Below are 20,638 nucleotides of genomic sequence, written 5' to 3'. Positions count from 1 at the left end.
CAGTGGGCCGCGATCTCGGACGGCTTCGCCGACGTCTCGGCCGAGGCCGTGACCGTGCTCGTCAGCCGCTGCGACCTCGCCGCGAAGCTCGACCGCGCCGCCGCGCAGACCGAGGTCGGCGACCTCGAGGCACGACTCGCCGCGCTCCCCGCGCCCGGCGCCGACGCGAGCGCGGAAGGCGCGAGCCTCGAGCGCGCCGAGCTCGAGCGCGAGCTCGAGGCCGCGCGCGTGCGGCTCGACGTGGCGGGGCGGTAGCGACGTCGGTCGGTCGCCGTCGCGTGCGAGCGGGAACCTCGCGATGAGCGCACGCCGCTACCGGGTGGGTGTCGTCGCGCGCCATCCGATCCAGTACCAGGCCGGCATCTGGCGCGCGCTGGCAGCGCATCCGCGCATCGACGCCAACGTCATCTTCCTCGACACGATCGGCGTCGACGGAACGATCGATCCCACGCTCAACGCCGCGATGGCGTGGGACGTTCCGATGCTCGAGGGATATCCGCACGAGTTCGTGCGCAACCTCTCTCCCGCGCGGTTCACGGCGGTCGTGGACCGGATCAACCCGGGAGTCGGGGTGGCGATCCGGCGCGGGGGCTACGACGCCGTGATCCTGCACGGCTACCTGTCGATCTCGAACTGGCTCGCACTCGTCGCATCGCGAAGGGCCGGGGCGAAGATCGTCTATCGCGGCGAAGGCTCGGTGCGCGGGCGAACGCTTCACGACGGGCGGGCCGCCACGGCGATCAAGCACCCGCTCAATCGCTGGTTCCTCGATCACTGCGATGCGGTCGCGTACAGCTCGACGGACAACCGCGACTACCAGATCTCGCGCGGTGCTCGCGAGGAGCAGCTCTTCGCGTTCCCCTGCGCCGTCGACAACGACGAGCTCGCTCGGCTGCGCGACGCCGCCGAGACGCGCGCCGGCTTCCGGGAGCGCGTCGGCATTCCACACGAAGCGACGCTCGTTCTCAACGTGGGGAGGTTCACCGACCACAAGTGCACCGGCGACTGCATCGCGGCGCTCGCGGCGCCCGCGCTCGCGCGGCGCCCGGACGTCCACCTCGCGCTCGCCGGCGACGGCCCATTGCGCGCGGATCTCGAAGCGCTCGCACGCTCGCGCCGCGTCGCCGATCGCGTCCACTTCCTGGGTTTCCTCGGACAGGCGCAGATCGCGAGCGCAATGCGGGCCGCCGATCTCTTCGTCCTCCCCTCGAATCGCGACCCGTCGCCCAAGGCCCTCTCTGAGGCGCTCTACTTCGGGTTGCCGGCCGTGTGCTCGGATGCGATCGGAACGGCGCCCGATCTGGTGCTCCCGGGCGAGAACGGCGCGATCTTCCCGCTGAACGACGTGCGCACGTTCGCCGAGGCGATCGCGGACGTCGCTGCGTCGCCCGCGCGCCTGCGCTCGTTCGGGGCGCGCTCCCACGAGATCGCTCTCGCGAACGACTTCGCCGCCGGGATCCGTTCGCTCGTCGCGAAGCTCGACACGCTCTTCGAAGGAGGTTCCAGAGACGAATGAGCGCGCGGAGTCGGCACTGTCCCGTCGTCTTCTCGACCCACGGGCCCGGCCACCACTTCTTCGGCTACTACGACAAGTCGCCATTCGATCGCGAGGAGCGCCGCATGCTCTCGCACCGTGCCGACCACGACTGGAAGCGGCTCGCGACGGCAGGCGACACCGTCGCGATCGGCATCTGGGAGCTCGCGACCGGCGCCTACCGCGAGCTCGCCACGACGCGGGCCTACAACTGGCAGCAGGGCTCGATGCTTCAGTGGCTCGGTCCCGACCACACGCGGCGCATCGTCTTCAACGACCGCGAGGGCGACCACTTCGTCGCGCGCATCGTCGACGTCGACTCGGGAGCCACGCGCACCCTCCCGCTGCCCGTGTACACCGTGAGTCCGAGCGGGCGCTCCGCGATCTGCGTCAACTTCGAGCGTCTCTATTTTCCGCGCCCCGGCTACCGCTACGAGGGTGTCGTCGACGAGCGCTGGAACCAGCCACTTCCGAAGGAAGACGGCCTGTCCTGGCTCGATCTCGAGACGGGCGAGCACCGCCTCGTCGTGTCGACCGAGGACATGACGCGCATCGCGCCCAAGTCCTCGATGAACGGCGCGACGCACTACCTCGAGCACGCGATGTACGCGCCCGACGGCGCGCGCTTCAGCTTCTTCCACTGCTGGCGGCTCCCCGACGGCGCGATCTACTCGCGGCTCATGAGCGCGAACGAGGATGGGAGCGGCGTGCGCAACCTCGTCGACACGGGGATGGTGTCGCACCAGGGATGGCGCACCGCGAGCGAGATGAGCCTGTGGGGGAGACCCGCGTCGGCGGTGGCGAGCCTGCGCAAGAGCAAGAACCTCACGCGCTATTTCGTGAAGCCTCTTCTGCCCGTGTACCACTGGCTCTGGCGCGCGCTCTCGCTGCCGCGCGGGAGTCTCGTCGGCGACACCTACCTGCTCGTGGACGATGCGAGTGGCCGCGTCGAGAAGCTCGCGCCGCAGATCGTGTTCCCCGACAACGGGCACTGCACGTGGCGACCGGGCGACCCGCGGTGGATGCTCACCGACTCGTACGAGGACGAGGCGTACCACCGCCACCTCTTCCTCTACGACCACGCGCAGGGCGAACTCGTCGAGATCGGGAGCTTCTACTCGGTGCCGGAGACCTGCGAAACGGGCTTCCGCTGCGATCTGCATCCGCGATGGGGGCACAGCGGCGACTACGTGTGCATCGATTCGACGCACGAGCGCGGCGAGCGACAGATGTACGTGGTCGACGTGCGCTCGGTCGTGGCCGAGCGCGCCGCGCCCTCTCGGGACTAACGACGCGCGGCGGCCTTGAGCTTGACCTTGCCGTCCTTGACGACGACGCGGAAGTCGACGTCGTCGCAGCCGAGCTTCTTCTGCAGCGCCGTGCGCTGCTGCTCCACGACGCGCTCCAGCTTCTCGGGCGTGAGGGCGGAGACGTCCTGGCCGCAGCTGCGCGCCGCCTCGCGATAGGCGTCGAAGAGGCGGTCGCCGCCGGGCTTCGCGTCCTCGGGCGCGCCTCCGCTCGCGCCGCGGCGCGCCGCGCCGGGCGCGTCGATCCCGCGCGCGCGGTCGTGCAGGTTGGCCTTGAAGACGTGGCGCTGGTAGGTGCCGGCGTCGATCTCGCGCAGCGTCTGGTCCCACTGACGCTTGAACGCCTGGAAGCGCGAGTTGATGCCGTTGAAGCGGAAGCGCAGCGCCGTGTTGCGGATGGGCTGCTGCGAGTGGATGACGATCGCCTTCTGGATCTCGCGCCGCAGCTGCTGGGGCTCGCGCGGGCGGGCGCCCAGGAAGTACTGCTCGTAGTCGAGCTTGAGCTGCTTCAGCTTGGTGTCGAGGAGGCGCAGCTCCTCATCGAGCGACTCGACTGCCATTGCGCCCCCTGACCGGGGGCTCTTCGACGCACGCGTCGGACGCCTTGAGCCGCGCGATCGACCGGCGCGCGTTGCGCGCGCGTCGCGCGCGGGCTGCGCGTCGCGACGTCAGTCCGGCCGCACGACCTCGTCGCGCAGCAGCCGGTCGCCGCCGCCGGGGATGCGGAACTCGCCCGCGTCCGCGTCGCCGCTCGCGTACATCGGGTTGCCGTCGATCTCGAAGCCGGCCTCTCGGATCATGCGGTACGTCTCGTTCACCGAGTCGCCGCGCGTCGTGAGGTAGCCCTCGACGAAGAGCGAGTTCGCCGGGTAGAGCGCGAGCGCCTGCAGCGAGCGCAGGTGGCCCTCGCGGCCGGCCGCGACGCGGATCTCGGCCGTCGGGTTCACGAGCCGCATCAGGCAGAGCGTGCGCAGGCAGTGCTCGGGCGTGAGCGAGCCGTCGCGCGTGACCTGGTTGCCCTCGATCGGGATCAGGAAGTTCACGGGGATCGACGGCACCTCGAGCTCGCGCAGGCGGAAGGCGACCTCGATCAGGTCGACCGGCCGCTCGCCCATGCCGACGATCAGGCCGCTGCACGGCTCGATGCCGCACTTCTTCGCGGCGCGCAGCGTCTCGACGCGGTCGCGGTAGGTGTGCGTCGAGCAGATCTCGTCGTAGTGGCGCTCGGCCGTGTTGAGGTTGTGGTTCAGGCGGTCGAGCCCCGCGTCGGCGAGGATGCGCGCGTGCTCCTCGCCGAGCAGACCGATCGAGAGGCACACCTCGATCGGGTAGCGCTCCTTGACCTTGCGCACGACGTCGGCGAGCCGCCGCGCACCCGCGACCGTCGGGCCGCGCCCCGACATCACCATGCAGTAGCGCGTGGCGCCCGCCTTCGCGGCGGCCTCCGCCTCGGCGAGGATCTCGTCCTCGCTCTTCATCGCGTACTTGCGGATCGGAGCCTGCGAGTCCTTGTTCTGCGAGCAGTAGCCGCAGTCCTCGGGGCACAGGCCGTTCTGCACGTTGTTCAGCACGTGCACCATCACCTTGCGCCCGAAGCGCGCGCGGCGGGGCTCGAACGCGGCGTGCAGCAGCGGAAGGAGCTCGACGTCGTCGCCGACGAGCATCCACTCGCAGAGCGCCTCGCTCGGCGCCTCGCCGCGGAGCGCCGCCTCGGCGAGCTTCGAGTACGTGCTGAACATGGCGACGGCTCCTCGCTTCTGTGCGCTGCGCGCGCGCGTCGGCGGCGCGGCGGCGGGCGAGGCTAGCGCACCGTCAACCGCGCGTGCGCGCGCGGTCGACAGTTCGCCGCGGTCGGAGAACCGCCGGCCACAGCGTGCACTCCGGTGCGTGAACATCCGTCAACTGTTTGATTTCGTTGCGTTTTCTCTTTGACAACCCCGGGCGCGCCCGCTAGCGTGGCCGGCCATGCAGCCCCCCTCCACGTCTTCGCCCGCGCCGTCGCCCCGCGCGTCGGGCGGCAGCACCGGACAGCGCGCCGTCGACATGATCGCCCTCGTCTTCGAGCGCGTCGCCGAGAGCCTCGAGCAGGTCGAGCGCGCGCTCCACGGCCAGCTCGACTCCGAAGCGCCGCTCATCGCCGCGATCGGCGACCACGTGTTCGACTCGGGTGGCAAGCGGCTTCGCCCCGCGCTCCTGTGCCTGGCCGCCGAGCTGTGCGGCTACACCGGGCCGCGCCGCATCCAGATCGCCGCGGCCCTCGAGCTGATCCACACCGCGACGCTCCTGCACGACGACGTCGTCGATCTCGCCACCGTGCGCCGCGGCAAGCCGGCCGCGCACGTCGTCTGGGGCAACAAGCGCTCGATCCTGGCGGGCGACTTCCTCTACGCGCGCGCGTCGACGATGATCGTCGAGGACGGGAGCGCGGAGATCCTCCGCATCTTCACCTCGTGCATCCAGGCGATGTCCGAGGGCGAGCTGCTCCAGCTCGAGCGCAGCTTCGACGTCGACGCGCCGGAGTCGCACTACTACAAGGTGATCGAGCGCAAGAGCGCGACGCTCCTGTCGGCGGCGGGCGAGTGCGGTGCCGTCGTCGCGAGCGTGACGCGCGCCGAGCAGCGGCGCCTCGCCGAGTACGGGCGCGAGCTCGGCCTCGCCTTCCAGATCCGCGACGACGCGCTCGACTACGAGGCCGACGAGCGCGCGCTCGGCAAGCACCGCTACACCGACCTGCGCGAGGGCAAGGTGACGTTGCCGCTGCTCCTCACGCTGAAGCGCTGCACGACGGCGGAGCGCGAGATGGTGGCCGCGCTGCTCAAGGACGTCGCCGCCGACGCGCTGCAGCTCGGCGAGGCCGAGCGCCCGGCCGAGGACTTCGCCGGCGTGCTCGAGCTCGTGCACCGCTACCGCGGCGTGGAGGACACGATCCGCCGCGCGGAGGAGCACGTCGCGCGCGCGACGGCGGCGATCGCGCCCTACGCGGACGGCCCGCCGAAGCAGGCCATGCTGGCGGCCGCGGCCTTCGCGGTCGCGCGCGATCGCTAGTCGCCGCCGCGCGCGCGCGACGCGGCCCGACCCCTCACCCCCGCGGTCCCGCGGAGTGATCGGACATGAACCACCATTCGAGCCGGCGAGGTCGCCGCGTGCGGCTCCGCCTGCGCCGCGCGCTGCCCGTGCTGGCCCTGCTCGCGCAGATCGGCGCGCTCGCACCGCCTGCGTTCGCGGCGGAGAAGGAGGCGGCGGCGAAGGCCGCGCCGCTCTCCGGCGTCGTGAACGTCAACACGGCGAGCCTCGAGGAGCTGCAGCTCCTGCCCGGCATCGGCGAGTCGCGCGCGGCGGCGATCGTCGCCGAGCGCACGGAGCGAGGCGGCTTCAAGAGCGTCGACGAGCTCGTCGAGGTCAAGGGCATCGGCGAAGCGATGCTCGCTCGGCTCCGCCCGTACGTGAGCGTCTCGGGCAAGTCGACGGCGGGAGCGCGCTAGCGCGCGCGCACCGGCGCATCGCGGGTGCCGGAGCTCCGGCTCCGGCACCCCAGCGCGCGCGCCGCGACGGAGGCGGGCGAAGCGGCGAACGTCCTAGACTCGACCTTCCATGCGTCGTCTCCCGCCCCTCGACCGCGCCGGACGTCGCGCGCGCACCGCACTGTGCCGCGCGCTCGCGGCGGCGTTCTCGGTGGCGTTCGCGGTGGCGCCGCTCGTCGCCCTGGCGGAGTCGCCGGTCGCGACCGCGCCCGGCGGCGCGGGGGCGCCGCGCGCGCGCATCGTCTCGCTCAATCCCTCGCTCTCCGAGATCGTGCTCGCGCTCGGCGCGCGCGACGTGCTCGTCGGCGTCGACACGTACACGCACCGCCAACACCCCGAGCTCGACGACGTGCCCGACGTCGGCGGGCTCTTCGACCCGAGCCTCGAGGCCGTCGTCGCGCTGCGGCCCGACGCGGTCGTGCTCGTTCCGAGCGCCGAGCAGCGCGACTTCCGCGGTCGTCTCGAGGCGCTCGGCGTGCGCGTCGTCGTGTTCGCGAACCTGCGCTTCGACGAGGTGCTCGCCAACATCACGCGCCTGGGCGACCTCGTCGGCGAGCCCGCGCAGGCGCGCGCGCGCGTCGCGCGCATCCGGGCGACACGCGCGGCGGTCCGCGGCGTCACGGCGTCGCGCGCACCGGTGCGGTGCCTGGTGGCGCTGCAGCGCGAGCCGGTCTTCGTCGTCGGCGCGGGCAACTTCATCGACGAGATGCTCGCGAGCGCGGGCTGCGAGAACGTGGGGCGCGCGCTCGGCGAGGGCTATCCGCGCGCGTCGCTCGAGTGGGTGGTCGCGCAGGCGCCCGACGTCGTGTTCGACACGAGCGAGCACGCCGCGGGCGCGGGGAGCGAGGCCGAACGCGCCGAGATCGCGCGCTTCTGGCAGCGCTGGAGTGCGATCCCGGCGGTGCGCACCGAGCGCGTGCTGCAGGTCGACGCGCGCACGCTGACGCTGCCCGGGCCCGCGCTCGACGTCGCGCTCCGCCAGCTCGCGCTCGCGCTCCACGGCGCGGAGGTCGACGCCGCCATCGCGGCGACGCTCGACGGCGACCTCGCGCCGAGCGTCGAGCCCGGACGCTAGGCGGGCCGCGGCGCGCCATGCAGCGACTCACGGCCGGGCGCTTCGCGGCGACGCTCGGGGCGCTCGCCGCGCTCGCGGTCGCGGCCGCGCTCGCCGGGCTCGCGCTCGGCCCGAGCGACCTCGCGGCCCGCGACGTGTTCGGCGCGCTGCTCGACCCGGGTGCGAGCGGCGCGACGGCCGACATCGTCTGGCGCATCCGCGTGCCGCGCGTCGCGCTCGCGATGCTGGTCGGCGCCTCGCTGTCGACGTCGGGCGTCGTGTTCCAGGCGCTGCTGCGCAACCCGCTCGCCGACCCGTTCGTGCTCGGGGTCTCGGGCGGCGCCGCGCTCGCGGCGATCGCGACGCTCTCGCTCGGCGCCGCGGTCGGGCTCGGCGCGAGCGCCGTGCCGCCGGCGGCGTTCGCGGGAAGCGTGCTCGCGACCGTCGCGCTGCACGCGGTCGCGGGGGCGGGCGGGCGCGTCTCGCCGACGAGCCTGCTGCTCACGGGCGTCGTGTTCAACGCGTTCGCTTCGGCGGCGATCGTCTTCCTCGCGTCGATCGCGGGGCTGATCGAGGGCGCGCGCATCTTCCTCTGGCTGATCGGGAACCTGTCGGCGACGTCGATCGACGCGGCCGGCCTGGTCGCGACGTTCCTGCTCGTCGGCCTCGGCGTCGCGATGTCGCTCGCGCGCAGCCTGAACCTGCTCGCGCTCGGCGACGAGACGGCCGAGCAGCTCGGCGTCGCGAGCGAGGCGCACAAGCGCTGGCTGCTGTTCGCGACGGCGCTCATGGTGGGCGCGGCGGTGTCGGTCGCGGGGCTCGTCGGGTTCGTCGGGCTCATCATCCCGCACCTGCTGCGGCTCGTCGTCGGCGCCGACCACCGCGTGCTGGTGCCGGGCGCCGCGCTCGCGGGCGGCGCCTTCCTCGTCGTGTGCGACGCGCTCGCGCGCACGCTCCTGTTCGGGCGCGAGCTGCCGGTGGGCGCGATCACCGCGCTCGTCGGCGGGCCGCTCTTCCTCTTCCTGCTGCGCCGCCAGCAGCGGCGCGTGGTGGTCGGATGAGCGACGCGCACGCGCCGGCGCTGCGTTTCGACGACGTCCACGTCGACCTCGGCCGCCGCGCCGTGCTGCGCGGCGTCGCGTTCGAGCTCGCGCGCGGCGAGGTGGCGGGCGTGCTCGGTCGCAACGGCGCCGGCAAGACGACGCTGCTGCGCGCGGCGGCGCGCGGCATCGCGCCGCGCGCGGGTGCGATCGAGCTGTTCGGGGCGCCGCTCGCCGCGCTCTCGCGGCGCGCGCTCGCGCAGCGGGTCGCGGTCGTTCCGCAGGACCTGCACGTTCCCTTCCCGTTCTCGGTCGCCGAGCTCGTGCTGATGGGGCGCGCGCCGCACCAGCCGCTGCTCGGGTTCGAGTCGCCGCGGGACGTCGAGCTCGCGCGCCGCGCGCTGGCGCGCCTCGGCATCGAGTCGCTCGCGGACCGTTCGATCGAGGCGCTCTCCGGCGGCGAGCGTCAGCTCGTGCTGCTCGCCCGCGCGCTCGTCCAGGAGCCCGCGCTGCTGCTGCTCGACGAGCCCACCGCCTTCCTCGACCTGCACCACCGCGCGCTCGTCCTGCGCATCGTGCGCGAGCTCGTGGCCGAGCGCGGCACGAGCGCGCTCGTCGTCTCGCACGACGTCACGCTCGCGGCGCGCGCGTGCGACCGGCTGCTGCTGCTCCACGAGGGGCGCATCGCGCGCGCGGGGCGCCCGCGCGACGTGCTCGACGCCGGGTCGCTCGAGCAGGTCTTCGGGCTCGACGCCGCGGTCGTCGACGGGCCCGACGGGGCGCCGCTCGTCGTGCCGCGCATCGGGTGAGGCGCCGCGCGACTTCCGCGAGCGCGCGACTCGCGCCGGTCGAACGCGCCCGGCCGCGGCGCGCGACCTGCTAGCCTCCCGCCGCCCCGGGCGGGGCCCCGCACGCGCGGGCGCGCGGCGCGCGTCACCCGAACCCGGTCGAACGCGCACCCACGCACGAGCGAGCGGCTCGCGGGCCGCCCCGCGCGCGGAAGGCTTCCGGGCGCGCGCCATGTGGAGAGGAGACGTTTCGGAGATGGCAGAGATCCGGTCGGTCTGGGCTCAGGAGATCCTCGACTCGCGCGGCAACCCGACGCTCGCGGTCGAGGTCGCGACGTCGACGGGCGCGGTCGGCCGCGCGGCCGTCCCCTCCGGCGCGTCGACCGGCGTGCGCGAGGCGCTCGAGCTGCGCGACGGCGACCCGGCGCGCTACGGCGGCAAGGGCGTGCAGAAGGCCGTCGCGAACGCGAACGGCGAGCTCGCGAAGTGCGCGGTCGGGCGTCCGCTCGGCACGCTCGCCGACCAGGCCGAGCTCGACCGCGCGATGATCGCGCTCGACGGCACCGACACGAAGTCGCGCCTCGGCGCGAACGCGATCCTCGGCGTCTCGCTCGCGGCCGCGCACGCGGGCGCGGCCGTCGCCGGCGTTCCGCTCTACCGCTTCATCGGCGGCGACGCCGCGCACCTGCTGCCGGCGCCGATGATGAACGTGATCAACGGCGGCGCGCATGCGGACAACAACGTCGACCTGCAGGAGTTCATGCTCTTCCCGCTCGGTGCGCCGACGTTCGAGGACGCGCTCCGCTACGGCGCGGAGATCTTCCACACGCTGAAGAAGGTGCTCGCCGACGCCGGCTACAACACCGCCGTCGGCGACGAGGGCGGCTTCGCGCCCGATCTGAAGAGCAACCGCGAGGCCGTCGACCTGCTGCTGCGCGCGATCGAGAAGGCGGGCTACCGCCCGGGCGAGCAGATCCACATCGCGCTCGACCCGGCGACGAGCGAGATCTACAAGGGCGGCGTCTACGATCTCGCCGGCGAGGGCCGCAAGCTCTCGAGCGAGCAGATGATCGAGTTCTGGGACGAGTGGGTGACGAAGTACCCCGTCGTCTCGATCGAGGACGGGCTCGCCGAGGACGACTGGAGCGGCTGGACGAAGCTCACGGCCGCGCTCGGCGCGCGCTGCCAGCTCGTCGGCGACGACCTGTTCGTGACGAACCCGGCGATCCTGCGCGAGGGCATCGAGAAGGGCGCGGGCAACTCCATCCTGATCAAGGTGAACCAGATCGGGAGCCTGACGGAGACGCTCGAGGCGATCCGCATCGCGGCGGACGCGGGCTACTCGGCGATCGTCTCGCACCGCTCGGGCGAGACGGAGGACACGACGATCGCCGACCTCGCCGTCGGCAGCGGCGCGGGCCAGATCAAGACGGGCTCGCTCTGCCGCAGCGATCGCGTCGCGAAGTACAACCGGCTGCTCCGCATCTCGGCCGAGCTCGGCGCGAAGGCGCGCTATGCGGGCGCGAGCAAGCTCACGGGTCGAGGCTAGGCGCGTGCGCCGCCCGCTCGCCGTCGCCGCCGCACTGCTCGTCGCCGCCGCCGCGGCGCAGGCCTACATCCCGCAGGCGAGCCGCGTGCTCGCCGCCGTCGCGCGTCACAACAAGACGGTCGGCCGCGCGCAGTCGCTGCGCTTCGAGGTCTCGATGCGCATCGTCGGCGCGGGGCCGGGCGCGGCCGGCACCGCCGCGGACGCGAGCGCCGACGGCGCGGGCGCGAGTCCGGGCGACGTCATCGGGCGCGGCGTGCTCGTGACGCACCCGAGCGGGCTCGCGCGGCTCGAGCTGCGCGGCGCGGGCGGGCTCGTCGAGCGGCACGTGCTGCAGGCGGGCGAGCACCTCGCCGTGCGCAACGGCGAGCTGCTGGCCTCGCCGCGCGAGTTCCTGCCCCCGCTCTTCCTGCTGCAGACCGACTCGACGCTCGCGCTGCGCGCGGGGCTCGAATCGATCGGCGCCGAGGTCGACGCCATCGGTCTCGCGCCGTGCGGCGAGGGCGACTGCTACGTGCTCGGCGACCCGCGCCGCGTGCCGCCGCCGCGCGAGCTGCCGGAGCCGCCGGAGGACGACCCCGACGACGCGGGCGACGGGCTCGCCGACGTGGCGGCCTCGCCGTTCGGCGACGACATGCCCGTGCGCGACGTGATGACGGCCGACCCGCTGCTCGCGGACGGGCCGCGCGCCGCGCTCTGGGTCGACCTCGCGAGCTTCGAGCCGCGGCGCATCGACCTGCCGACGGGCGTCGTCGTGTGGCTCGGGCCGGTCGCGAACTTCGGACGGCTCTCGGCGCCGGCGTGGTACCAGGTCGACGAGCCGGGCAAGCCGAGCGTGCGCTTCGACGTCGTGGGAGCGTCGGCGGTCGACGCGCCCGCGGCCGCGTTCTCGCGCTCCTGGCTCGAGTCGCCGATCGTGCCCGCCACGCCGGGCGCGGGCGTCGCGCCGGGCGACGCGGAGGCTCCGTCCGACACCCGGTGAAGGCGCGGGCGAACCCACGAGCCCGCACACCGGGCCGAGACCCGAGCCGCTGCCTGGAGAAAATCCCGGAAATTCTGAAATTCCCGCTCATGCAGCTGGTGTGAAATACCGAAAGCCTGTCCCGAACGCGCAACGCGAGCCCGAAACCCGAGCAGGGAGAGGGACTTCGAGCTCCGAGCGCACATCGCCGAGGCGGCCCTCCGCGGCTCCCGGCGAAGCGGGGTAGGGGATTCCATGGCGGGAAAGCAGCAGCTCACCGTGCTCGTGCTCGACCCGGACGAGGGCACGAAGGTCGACCTGAAGGAGCTCCTCGGCCGCGAGGGCTATCGCGTCCACTTCTGCGACGACGCGGCGGCCGCCGACGCCGAGCTGCGCCAGGGCCGCTACCAGCTCGTGCTGCTCGACGTGTCGCCGGGCAACCAGGCGGGGCTCGACGCGCTCGCCGCCATCCGCGGCGCGGACTCCGACCTCTGCATCATCGCGATGACCGCGCTCCCGACCGTCGAGATGGCGGTCGCGACGATGAAGCACCAGGCCTTCCACTATCTCCAGAAGCCGCTCGACGAGGAGGAGCTGCGCGCCGTGCTCGACGCGGCGATCCGCGAGAAGGGGCTGCTGGTCGACCTCGAGACGCACTTGAACACCGAGGTCGGGCGCCGCATCCGCAGCCGCCGCAAGGAGCGGACGCTCACGCTGAAGCAGCTCGCGAACCGCACGGGCCTCTCGGTGAGCCTGATCTCGCAGATCGAGCTCGGGAAGAGCGCGGCCTCGATGTCGACGCTCCACAAGCTCGCCACCGCGCTCGGCGTCCGCATGACGTACTTCTTCGAGACCGTCTGACGCGCGCCCGAGGCGCCGGTGCGATCCGGGCGGTTGCTACGCTCGGCGCGCCTCGCCCCCGGAGACGCCCGCTTGACCGAGCCCCCGGCCGACCTCGCGTCGCGACCGCTCGATGTCGTCGGCATCGGGAGCATGGTCGTCGACCGCGTCCACCGCGCCGCGGCGCTCGCCGGCGCCGACGCGAAGTCGCTGCTCGCACCGCTCGCCTCGGGCGCCGTCGTCGAGCGATGCGTCGGCGGCGTCGTCCTCAACCATCTCGGCTGGGCCGCGGCGATGGGCGTGCGCTGCGGCGTCTTCGGCCGCCAGGGCGACGACGACGACGGACGCTTCCTGCGCGCCGCGATGGACGCGCGCGGCATCGCGCGCGACATCGCGCTCGTCGCGGATGCGACCTCGCTCGCCGAGATCTTCGTCGACGCGGCCGGCGCGCGCGCGATCTACATGGCGCCGGGCGCGACCGCCGCGACCACCGCCGCCGACGTGCGGGCGCGCCACGCGGCGTTCGTCGCGCGCGCGCGCCGCGTCGCGACCGAGGTCTCGCAGCTCCCGCTCGCGGCCGCGCTCGAGGCGTTCGCACTCGCGCGCGAGCACGGCTGCGAGACGTGGCTCGACCTCGACGTCCCGCCCGCGCAGGCTCGCGCGACGCTCGGAAGCGAGGCCGAGCTCGACGCGCTCCTGCGGCGCGCCGACGTGCTGAAGCCCTCGAAGAGCGCAGCGCTCGAGCTCGCCGGTGTCGACGCGCGCGCGCCCGCGCTCGACGTCGCGCGGCGCCTGCGCGATCGCTATGCGGCGCGGCTCGTCGCCATCACCGACGGCGAGCGCGGCTGCGCGATCGCGACGGCGGACGGGCTCGAGATCGCGGTCGCGGCGGCGCGGCTTCCGGACGGTGCGCGGGTCGTCGACACGACCGGTGCGGGCGACGCCTTCCTCGGAGGGCTGCTCGCCGCGTCGTGCGCGGGGCTCGGCGCCGAGGACGCCGCGCGCTTCGGCAACGCCTGCGGCGCCGTCTGCGCAGCCCAGCTCGGCGCTTTCCCGCTCGACGCGGCCGGCGCGCGCGCCGCCGCCCTCGCGGTCTTCGAAGGCAGCGCGCGCGCTCGCGACGCGCTCGCGGCGCTCGCCGATGACGCGCATGCCGCGGGTGCGCGCTCCGATGACGCGCACGACCGCGGCGATCCCGCCGCCGACGCGCAGCGAGACGGTGCGCGCGCGGATGACGCGCGCGGCGCCGCCGCGCTGCGCGTCCTCGACGCCGCGCGCGGGGCGCTCGCCGCGCTGCGCGCCCGCGCGCGCGGCGGCGACTTCGCGCGCGCGGCCGACGCGATCGCCGCGGGCGGTCGCTGCCACGCGACCGGCGTCGGCAAGCCCGGGCACGTGGCGCGCTATGCCGCGGCGCTGCTCTCGTCGACCGGTACACCGGCTGCGGCGCTCGACCCGCTCGAAGCCCTGCACGGAAGCCTCGGCCAGCTCGCCCCCGGCGACGCGCTCGTCGCGATCAGCCAGAGCGGCGAGACCGACGAGCTCGTCGAGCTCGCCGCGCGCGCGGCGGCGCGCGGTGTGCGCATCGTCGCGGTGACGGGCGACCCCGCCTCGCGCCTCGCGCGGCTCGCGGAGGCCGTGCTCGAGACGGCCGTCGCCGAGGAGGGCGGCCCCCTCGGGCTCGCGCCGCGCGCGAGCGTGGCCGCCGAGGTCGCCGTGGTCGCGGCGCTCGCGGCGGAGCTCCAGGAGCGGGCGGGGCAGACGCGCGCCGAGTATGCGGAGCTGCACCCGGCGGGCGCGCTCGGCGCGCGTGCGCGCGCGCCGAGCGGTGCGTCGGAGCGCGCGGGCGCGCCGACGGGTGCTCGCGGCGCGGTTGACGCCCACGAGGCCGAGACCTAAGGTGCCGGCGCTGCGGTGCCCCCGCGCCCGCAGCCGCACTCGCGCGTCCCGGTTCTCCCGAGCTGATGGCACGCGTCGGGTCGTCCGGACTTCGGGCGGTCGGTCGTCGCGCCCGGTCCGGGGGCCGATCAGGGGATTCTGGGGCCGTAGCTCAGCTGGGAGAGCGACGCGTTCGCAACGCGTAGGTCGGCGGTTCGATCCCGCTCGGCTCCACCACCCATCCCCTTCCTTCCATCGCTTCCGTCGACCGCCCGCCGCCCTCGCACGCCGTCGCGCGCGATCCGGCGGAAGGCCGGCCGATGCGCGCGGCGTCGATAGACTCGCGCGTCATGATCCACGCGATCCGCGGCTACGTGATGCCGGCGCTCGTCGCGCTGCTCGTCCTCTTCGGTGCGCTCGCGCTCTCCGGCGTGTGGCCCGGGGCGCGCTGGCCGGCACTCGCGTGCGCGGTGCTCCTGGCGATCGGCATCCACGATCTCGTGCAGACGCACCACAGCGTGCTGCGTTCGTATCCCGTGCTCGGTCACGTCCGCTACCTGCTCGAGGACGTCGGACCGGAGCTCCGCCAGTACATCGTCGAGTCGAACACGGAGGGGCGACCCTTCGATCGCGACACGCGCTCGCTCGCCTATCAACGCGCCAAGGGCGTGATCGACAAGAAGCCGTTCGGCACGGAGATCGACGTCTACGCCGAGGGCTACGGATGGCTCGTGCACTCGCTCGCGCCGCGCGAGCCGGTCGACGACCCGGCGCGCACGATGCGCATCCGCCTCGGCGGCGACGACTGCACGCAGCCCTACTCGGCCTCCGTGTTCAACATCTCGGCGATGAGCTTCGGCTCGCTCTCGCCGACCGCGATCCGCGCGCTCAGCGAGGGAGCGAAGCTCGGCGGCTTCGCGCACAACACGGGCGAGGGCGGTCTCAGCGCGCACCACCGCGAGGGCGGCGGCGACCTCGTCTGGCAGATCGGCACCGGCTACTTCGGCTGCCGCGCGCGCGACGGCGGCTTCGACCCGGAGCGCTTCCGCGACGCGGCGGCGCACCCGTCGGTGAAGGCGATCGAGCTCAAGCTGTCGCAGGGCGCGAAGCCCGGCCACGGCGGCATCCTGCCCGCCGCGAAGATCTCGCCCGAGATCGCGGAGGTCCGCGGCATCGAGCGCGGGCACGACTGCGTGTCGCCCCCGCACCACCGCGCGTTCGACTCGCCGATCGGGCTCGTCGAGTTCGTGGCGCGGCTGCGCGAGCTGTCGGGCGGCAAGCCGGTCGGTGCGAAGCTCTCGGTCGGCGACCCGCGCGAGTGGCTCGCCGTGTGCCGCGCGATGCTCGAGACGGGCCTCACGCCCGACTTCGTCACCGTCGACGGCGGCGAGGGCGGAACGGGCGCGGCGCCGATCGAGCTGTCCGACCACATGGGCATGCCCGTCAAGGACGGGATCGTCGTCGTGCACCAGTCGCTCGTCGGCGCCGGGCTGCGCGATCGCGTGCGCGTCGTCGCGAGCGGCAAGCTCATCACGGGCTTCGAGATGGCCGTCGCGTGCGCGCTCGGCGCGGACGCGATCAACTCGGCGCGCGGCTTCATGTTCGCGCTCGGCTGCATCCAGGCGCAGCGCTGTCACACGAACCGCTGCCCCGTCGGCGTCGCGACGCAGGACGCGCGCCTCGCGCGCTCCGTGCACGTCCCGACGAAGGCCGTGCGCGTCCGCAACTTCCACCGCGAGACGGTCGAGGCGTTCGCGGGCGTGATCGCCTCCGCGGGCCTCGCGCACCCGAGCGAGCTCACGCCCGCGCACGTCTACCGCCGCGTCAACGCGTGGGAGATCCGCACGCTCGCCGAGCTCTACCCGAGCCTCGAGCCCGGCGCGCTCGCGCACGGCGGCGACGCGGGCTTCCTGCGCGAGGCGTGGAGCCGCGCGCGCGCGTCGTCCTTCAGCGCATGAGTGCGGCGGCGAGCGCGCCGCCGGCGACGAGCGCTCCGTCGACGACGAAGAGCCCGTAGCGCTCCGCGTCGCGCTGGGCGCGTTCGCTCGCGAAGCCCGCGATCGCGGCGCCCTCGACGACGGCGACCGCCGCGAACGCGCGCGGGAGGGCGCCCGCGCGCAGCGCGCACGCCGCTGCCGACGCCGCGCACAGCGCGAGCGCGAAGCCGAGCGCGACGCGCCGCGGTGCGCGCGCCGTCGCGCCCTCGCCGTCGCGCAGGTTCGAGACGACGACGTTCGCGGCGAGCGCGAGACCGAGGGCGAGCGCCACGGCCGCGGTGCGCCGCGGCGCGGGCGGTGTCCCGGCGGCGAGCGCGGGCACGCCGACGCACACGCTCGTCCAGGCGAGCGCGACGTAGGCGGTCTTGAGCCCGGGCACGCGCTTGATGCGCCGGTGCAGCAGCCCCACCCCGAGGACGGCCGCGCAGAGGGCCGCCACGCGTGCGGGGAGCGCGAGCGCGGCGGCGCCGCTCGCGGCGGCGGCGAGCGCGACGGCGGCCGCGAGCGCACCGCGGTGGCGCGCGACGAACGCGCTGCGCGCGGGCGACGTGAGGCGATCCCGCTCGAGGTCGCGCAGGCGATCGACGGTGTAGACGACGAGCGTGCCGCCGAACGCCAGCGCGAGTGCCGCGGGCGGGGCTTCGACCCCGAGTGCCCGCGCGGCGGCCGCCGTCAGCGCGACCGCCGCGGCGCCCGTCCACGCGCTCGAGAACACGATCGCGTCGAGAGCGGCGCGGGCGCGCATCGAAGCCTCCCGGTCGGAGCGGTCGGAGCGCGCGAAGGTAGCCGCCCCCGACCCCCGGCACTAAGCTCGCGCGATCGCGCGCAGCGCGCGTCGGAGAGGGCCGCGCACGTGTGGGTCGGCAAGGTCAGCGAGCTGATCGGCTCGTCCGAGGTGGGCTTCGAGGACGCCGCGCGCGCGGTCGTCGAGCGCGCGCACCGCACGCTGCGCGGGATCACGGGCGTCGAGGTCGTCGAGAAGCGCGTCAAGGTGAGCGACGGCCGCATCGTCGAGTACCGCGTGCGGCTGCGCCTGTGCTTCGACCTCGCGCCGCGCGCGGAGCTGCACTGGTAGCTCGAGCACACGAACGAGGTTCGCGATGGCCGTCGCCTCCGTCTCCACGATCACCGCGGCTTCCTCCGAGAGCTGGCACGACGCCGTCGAGCGCGGCTTCGAGCGCGCGAGCGCCACGCTGCGCAACATCACCGGGCTGCGCGTCGTCGAGGAGAAGGCGCGCGTCGAGGACGGACGCATCACCGAGTTCCTGGTGACGCTGCAGGTCGTGTTCGTGCTCGAGGAGTCGGATCGCTAGGCGCGATGGTCGGGTCGCACCGCAACGCGCGCGGCGTTCCCGCCATCGTCACCGCCGGCGACCGCGGCGCGGCGCGCGGCGTGTACGGCGAGAGCAAGGTCTACCTCGAGGTGGCGGGCCGTCCGCTCGTCGCGCACGTCGTCGAGCAGCTCCAGCGCGTTCCCGAGGTGTCGTCGGTGTACGTGGTCGGCGACCCCGAACGGCTCGGCGCGGCGCTCGGCACCGAGGCGCTGCGCGCGAAGCTCGCGAAGCCGCTCGTCGTCGTGCCGCAGTTCGAGAACCTGTACCAGAACGCGTGGGAGACCTACCGGCGCACGCTCCCCGGCGCGCCGCCGGAGGGACGCGACCCGCAGACCGAAGCGGATCGCGACCACCAGGTGCTCTACCTGTCGGGCGACCTCCCGTTCATCACGCCGCAGGAGATCTCGGAGTTCGTCGCGCGCGCGCAGGCGACGGGCTGCGACTACGCGATCGGCCTCTCGCGCGAGCGCTCGCTCTCGATGTTCCACCCGTCCCGGCCCGGCGGCGACGACGGCATCGACGTCACCTACTTCAACCTGCGCGAGGACCGGCTCAAGCAGAGCAACCTGCACCTCGCGAAGCCGGCGCGCATCCTGAACCGCCACTACGTCCAGGACATGTACGAGCACCGCAAGCAGCGCGAGCTCGGCGCGATGATCGGGCTGGCGTGGCGGCTGCTGACGTCGGAGGAGGGCGGCGGGTCGATCGCGTTCTTCTTCCTGCTGATCGTGATCGGCGGCTGGCTCGACCGACACCGACTGCGGCGCGCGGCCGACGCGGTGCGCAGCGTGGTGTCGATCGCGCGCGTCGAGCGCGCGATCGCGCGGCTCATGCGGACCGACGTGCGGCTCGTCGTCGCCGAGACGGGGGGCTGCGCGATCGACGTCGACACCGAGCACGAGTACGACGTGATCCGCGCGCAGTACGCGCGGCTGCAGGCGGCCGCCGTCGCGCGCGCCGCCGCGCTCGAGCCCGGGTGGCGCACGCAGCTCGCGGCCGAAGCGGGCGGGTCGCGCGCGCCGGAGGAGGGTGCGCCGTGAGTACGGGAGCGTCCGCGCGCGCCGCCGCGCTGCTCTTCGACATGTCCGACCGCGGCCTCGTCGCGGTCGCCGGCGAGGACCGCGTGCGCTGGCTCGACGGCATGGTCAGCAACAAGGTGTCGGCGCTCGCACCCGGGCCGGCGCGCTCGGGCTGCCTGGCGGCGCTCCTCACGCCGCAGGGGCGGATCGTCGCCGAGCTGCGCGTGCTGCTGCGCGACGACGGCTTCTGGCTCGAGCTCGCGCGCGAGCTCGTCGCGCCGGTCGTCGAGCGGCTCGAGCGCTACGTGATCGCCGACGACGTCGCGCTGCGCGACGCGACGGGCGACCGCGCGCGGCTCGGGCTCGAAGGCGCAGGCGCGCGCGCATGCCTCGCGCGCGCGTGCCGCGGCGCGCTGCCCGCGCTCGCAGCCGACTGCATCGCGGACGTCGAGCTCGCCGGAGTGCGCGTCGAGGTGGCGGCGTTCGGATGGAGCGGCGAGGACGCGTTCCAGCTCTTCGTTCCGCCCCGGGCGTCGGACGACGTGGCGGCGGCCCTCGCCGCGGCCGGCGCCGAGCGCGCCGCGCGCGCCGAGCTCGAGGTGCTGCGCGTCGAGGCGGGCGTGCCCGCGACGGGGAGCGAGCTGTCCGAGGACACGCTCCCCGACGAGGCGAACCTCGGCCGCGCCATCTCGACGTCGAAGGGCTGCTACACGGGCCAGGAGGTGATCGCGCGCCTGCGCTCGCGCGGCGGCGTGAAGTACCGGCTCGTCGGCATCCGGCCCGCCGCGCCCGGCGGCGCGCTCCCCGGAGCGGGTGCGGCGATCGAGCGCGCCGACGGCCGGCGCAGCGGCGAGCTGTCGAGCCGGGTGGAGTCGGCCGCCGCGGGCGGCGCGATCGGCCTCGGCTTCGTGCACCGCGACGATGCCGAGCCCGGCACGGAGCTCGTCTGCGACGGAGCGCGCGTCGTCGTGTGTGCCCTCCCGTTCGTGGCGCCGGCATCGGCCGCGCTCCCGGACGCGGGCGCGCCGGGTGTGTCGGGCGCGCCCGGGCCGGCGAACGCGCGCGGCGGCGGCGGCGACGACGGCGGGCGATGAGGCGCGGCGCGCTCGTCGTGTTCGCCAAGGCGCCCGAGCCCGGGCGCGTCAAGACGCGCATGTGTCCGCCGCTCACCCCCGACCAGGCCGCCGCGCTCTACGGCTGCATGCTCGACGACGTGCTCGAGGCGAGTGCGCGCTTCTGCGCCGAGGCGGGAGTCGCGCTCGTCGTGGCCGTCGACCCGCCCGGAGCGTGCGCCTCGCTCGCGGAGCGGCTCGACGCGTCGCGCCGCGGTGCCGCGCGCGACGCGGCGTTCGTCGCGCAGCGCGGGCGCGACCTCGGCGCGCGGATGCAGACGGCGATCGCCGAGGCCGCGGCGGCGGGCTGCGAACGCGTCGTGCTGCGCGGGTCGGACAGCCCGGCGCTGCCCGCCGCCCGGCTCGCCGAGGCCTTCGCCGCGCTCGAGCGCGCGGACGTCGTGCTCGCACCCGACCGCGACGGCGGCTACGCGGCGATCGGCGTGCGCCGCCCGCATGCGGGCCTGCTCGACCATGCGATGAGCACGCCGCGCGTCGCGCAGGACACACTCGCCCGCGCGGGCGCGCTCGGCCTGCGCGCACGGCTGCTCGCGCCGGGGTTCGACCTCGACGACGCGGCCGACCTCGCGCACCTCGCGCGCGAGCGCGCGTCTCTCGACGCGCGCGCGTGCCGGCGCACGCTGCGAAAGCTCGACGACGAGGGGTGGTGGCCCGCGCCGGCCTAGCGCCGCGCGCCTCCCGCCTGCGCC

The 20,638-nt window shown here is 74.6% G+C and carries 21 protein-coding genes and 1 tRNA gene; 19 read left to right on the top strand and 3 right to left on the bottom strand.

Annotation, left to right across the window (positions count from 1 at the left end; all coding sequences use genetic code 11):
* The 3 genes from R3E88_21970 to R3E88_21960 all read left to right on the top strand — a co-directional run.
* Positions 1 to 255: hypothetical protein (locus R3E88_21970; GenBank protein ID MEZ4219147.1), on the top strand; the 255-nt coding region annotated here is incomplete at its 5' end.
* Positions 256 to 298: 43 nt separating this feature from the next.
* Positions 299 to 1,516 (top strand): glycosyltransferase, encoded by a 1,218-nt coding sequence (locus R3E88_21965; GenBank protein MEZ4219146.1) that lies wholly within the window; start codon positions 299 to 301, stop codon positions 1,514 to 1,516.
* Complete coding sequence (locus R3E88_21960; protein ID MEZ4219145.1) at positions 1,513 to 2,823, top strand: hypothetical protein; 1,311 nt, start codon at positions 1,513 to 1,515, stop codon at positions 2,821 to 2,823. The genes R3E88_21965 and R3E88_21960 overlap by 4 nt, the downstream gene beginning before the upstream one ends.
* Here the strand turns inward: R3E88_21960 and R3E88_21955 are convergent.
* Positions 2,820 to 3,401, bottom strand: coding sequence for an MXAN_5187 C-terminal domain-containing protein (locus R3E88_21955; GenBank protein ID MEZ4219144.1), 582 nt, complete (start codon positions 3,399 to 3,401; stop codon positions 2,820 to 2,822). The genes R3E88_21960 and R3E88_21955 overlap by 4 nt on opposite strands.
* A gap of 108 nt (positions 3,402 to 3,509) precedes the next feature.
* Complete coding sequence (bioB, locus tag R3E88_21950; protein MEZ4219143.1) at positions 3,510 to 4,580, bottom strand: biotin synthase BioB; 1,071 nt, start codon at positions 4,578 to 4,580, stop codon at positions 3,510 to 3,512.
* 226 nt (positions 4,581 to 4,806) lie between these two features.
* Here bioB and R3E88_21945 point away from each other — a divergent pair, with 226 nt between their 5' ends.
* The 11 genes from R3E88_21945 to R3E88_21895 all read left to right on the top strand — a co-directional run bounded on the left by R3E88_21945 (position 4,807) and on the right by R3E88_21895 (position 16,424).
* The gene (locus R3E88_21945) at positions 4,807 to 5,886 is read left to right on the top strand and encodes a polyprenyl synthetase family protein (GenBank protein ID MEZ4219142.1); all 1,080 of its coding nucleotides are present in this window, start codon (positions 4,807 to 4,809) and stop codon (positions 5,884 to 5,886) included.
* 65 nt (positions 5,887 to 5,951) lie between these two features.
* Positions 5,952 to 6,323 carry a ComEA family DNA-binding protein gene (locus R3E88_21940; protein ID MEZ4219141.1) on the top strand — a complete coding sequence of 124 codons (372 nt, stop codon included), beginning with the start codon at positions 5,952 to 5,954 and terminating at the stop codon, positions 6,321 to 6,323.
* Positions 6,324 to 6,432: 109 nt separating this feature from the next.
* Positions 6,433 to 7,437 (top strand): helical backbone metal receptor, encoded by a 1,005-nt coding sequence (locus R3E88_21935; GenBank protein ID MEZ4219140.1) that lies wholly within the window; start codon positions 6,433 to 6,435, stop codon positions 7,435 to 7,437.
* Positions 7,438 to 7,454: 17 nt separating this feature from the next.
* The gene (locus R3E88_21930) at positions 7,455 to 8,477 is read left to right on the top strand and encodes an iron ABC transporter permease (protein ID MEZ4219139.1); all 1,023 of its coding nucleotides are present in this window, start codon (positions 7,455 to 7,457) and stop codon (positions 8,475 to 8,477) included.
* Positions 8,474 to 9,265, top strand: coding sequence for an ABC transporter ATP-binding protein (locus R3E88_21925; protein ID MEZ4219138.1), 792 nt, complete (start codon positions 8,474 to 8,476; stop codon positions 9,263 to 9,265). Before R3E88_21930 ends, R3E88_21925 begins: the two co-directional genes overlap by 4 nt.
* 235 nt (positions 9,266 to 9,500) lie before the next feature.
* On the top strand, positions 9,501 to 10,793 hold the full coding sequence (gene eno, locus R3E88_21920) for a phosphopyruvate hydratase (protein MEZ4219137.1): 1,293 nt from the start codon (positions 9,501 to 9,503) through the stop codon (positions 10,791 to 10,793).
* Between the two features lie 4 nt (positions 10,794 to 10,797).
* A complete protein-coding gene (locus R3E88_21915) occupies positions 10,798 to 11,772 on the top strand; it encodes a hypothetical protein (protein MEZ4219136.1) in 975 nt (324 codons plus the stop codon).
* Positions 11,773 to 12,006: 234 nt separating this feature from the next.
* Complete coding sequence (locus R3E88_21910; GenBank protein ID MEZ4219135.1) at positions 12,007 to 12,612, top strand: response regulator; 606 nt, start codon at positions 12,007 to 12,009, stop codon at positions 12,610 to 12,612.
* Positions 12,613 to 12,684: 72 nt separating this feature from the next.
* Positions 12,685 to 14,487 (top strand): PfkB family carbohydrate kinase, encoded by a 1,803-nt coding sequence (locus tag R3E88_21905; protein ID MEZ4219134.1) that lies wholly within the window; start codon positions 12,685 to 12,687, stop codon positions 14,485 to 14,487.
* Between the two features lie 140 nt (positions 14,488 to 14,627).
* A tRNA-Ala gene (locus R3E88_21900) sits at positions 14,628 to 14,703 on the top strand.
* A 113-nt stretch (positions 14,704 to 14,816) separates the two neighbouring features.
* Positions 14,817 to 16,424, top strand: coding sequence for an FMN-binding glutamate synthase family protein (locus R3E88_21895; GenBank protein ID MEZ4219133.1), 1,608 nt, complete (start codon positions 14,817 to 14,819; stop codon positions 16,422 to 16,424).
* Here R3E88_21895 and R3E88_21890 read toward each other — a convergent pair.
* Positions 16,414 to 17,208, bottom strand: coding sequence for a hypothetical protein (locus R3E88_21890; protein ID MEZ4219132.1), 795 nt, complete (start codon positions 17,206 to 17,208; stop codon positions 16,414 to 16,416). The genes R3E88_21895 and R3E88_21890 overlap by 11 nt on opposite strands.
* A gap of 108 nt (positions 17,209 to 17,316) precedes the next feature.
* Here R3E88_21890 and R3E88_21885 point away from each other — a divergent pair, with 108 nt between their 5' ends.
* The 5 genes from R3E88_21885 to R3E88_21865 are packed head-to-tail and all read left to right on the top strand — an operon-like array spanning position 17,317 to position 20,614.
* Complete coding sequence (locus R3E88_21885) at positions 17,317 to 17,538, top strand: dodecin family protein (GenBank protein ID MEZ4219131.1); 222 nt, start codon at positions 17,317 to 17,319, stop codon at positions 17,536 to 17,538.
* Positions 17,539 to 17,563: 25 nt separating this feature from the next.
* A complete protein-coding gene (locus tag R3E88_21880; protein MEZ4219130.1) occupies positions 17,564 to 17,776 on the top strand; it encodes a dodecin family protein in 213 nt (70 codons plus the stop codon).
* A 5-nt stretch (positions 17,777 to 17,781) separates the two neighbouring features.
* Positions 17,782 to 18,837: an NTP transferase domain-containing protein gene (locus R3E88_21875; protein ID MEZ4219129.1), complete on the top strand. Its 1,056-nt coding sequence runs from the start codon at positions 17,782 to 17,784 to the stop codon at positions 18,835 to 18,837.
* Positions 18,834 to 19,910 (top strand): glycine cleavage T C-terminal barrel domain-containing protein, encoded by a 1,077-nt coding sequence (locus R3E88_21870; GenBank protein MEZ4219128.1) that lies wholly within the window; start codon positions 18,834 to 18,836, stop codon positions 19,908 to 19,910. The genes R3E88_21875 and R3E88_21870 overlap by 4 nt, the downstream gene beginning before the upstream one ends.
* Entirely contained in the window at positions 19,907 to 20,614 is a 708-nt protein-coding gene (locus R3E88_21865; GenBank protein MEZ4219127.1) for a TIGR04282 family arsenosugar biosynthesis glycosyltransferase, read from the top strand. Before R3E88_21870 ends, R3E88_21865 begins: the two co-directional genes overlap by 4 nt.
* Positions 20,615 to 20,638 lie beyond the last annotated feature (24 nt).

This window comes from Myxococcota bacterium (assembly GCA_041389495.1).
GTDB lineage: Bacteria > Myxococcota_A > UBA9160 > UBA9160 > UBA4427 > JAWKRT01.
This window is presented reverse-complemented; position numbering and strand designations above follow the sequence as displayed.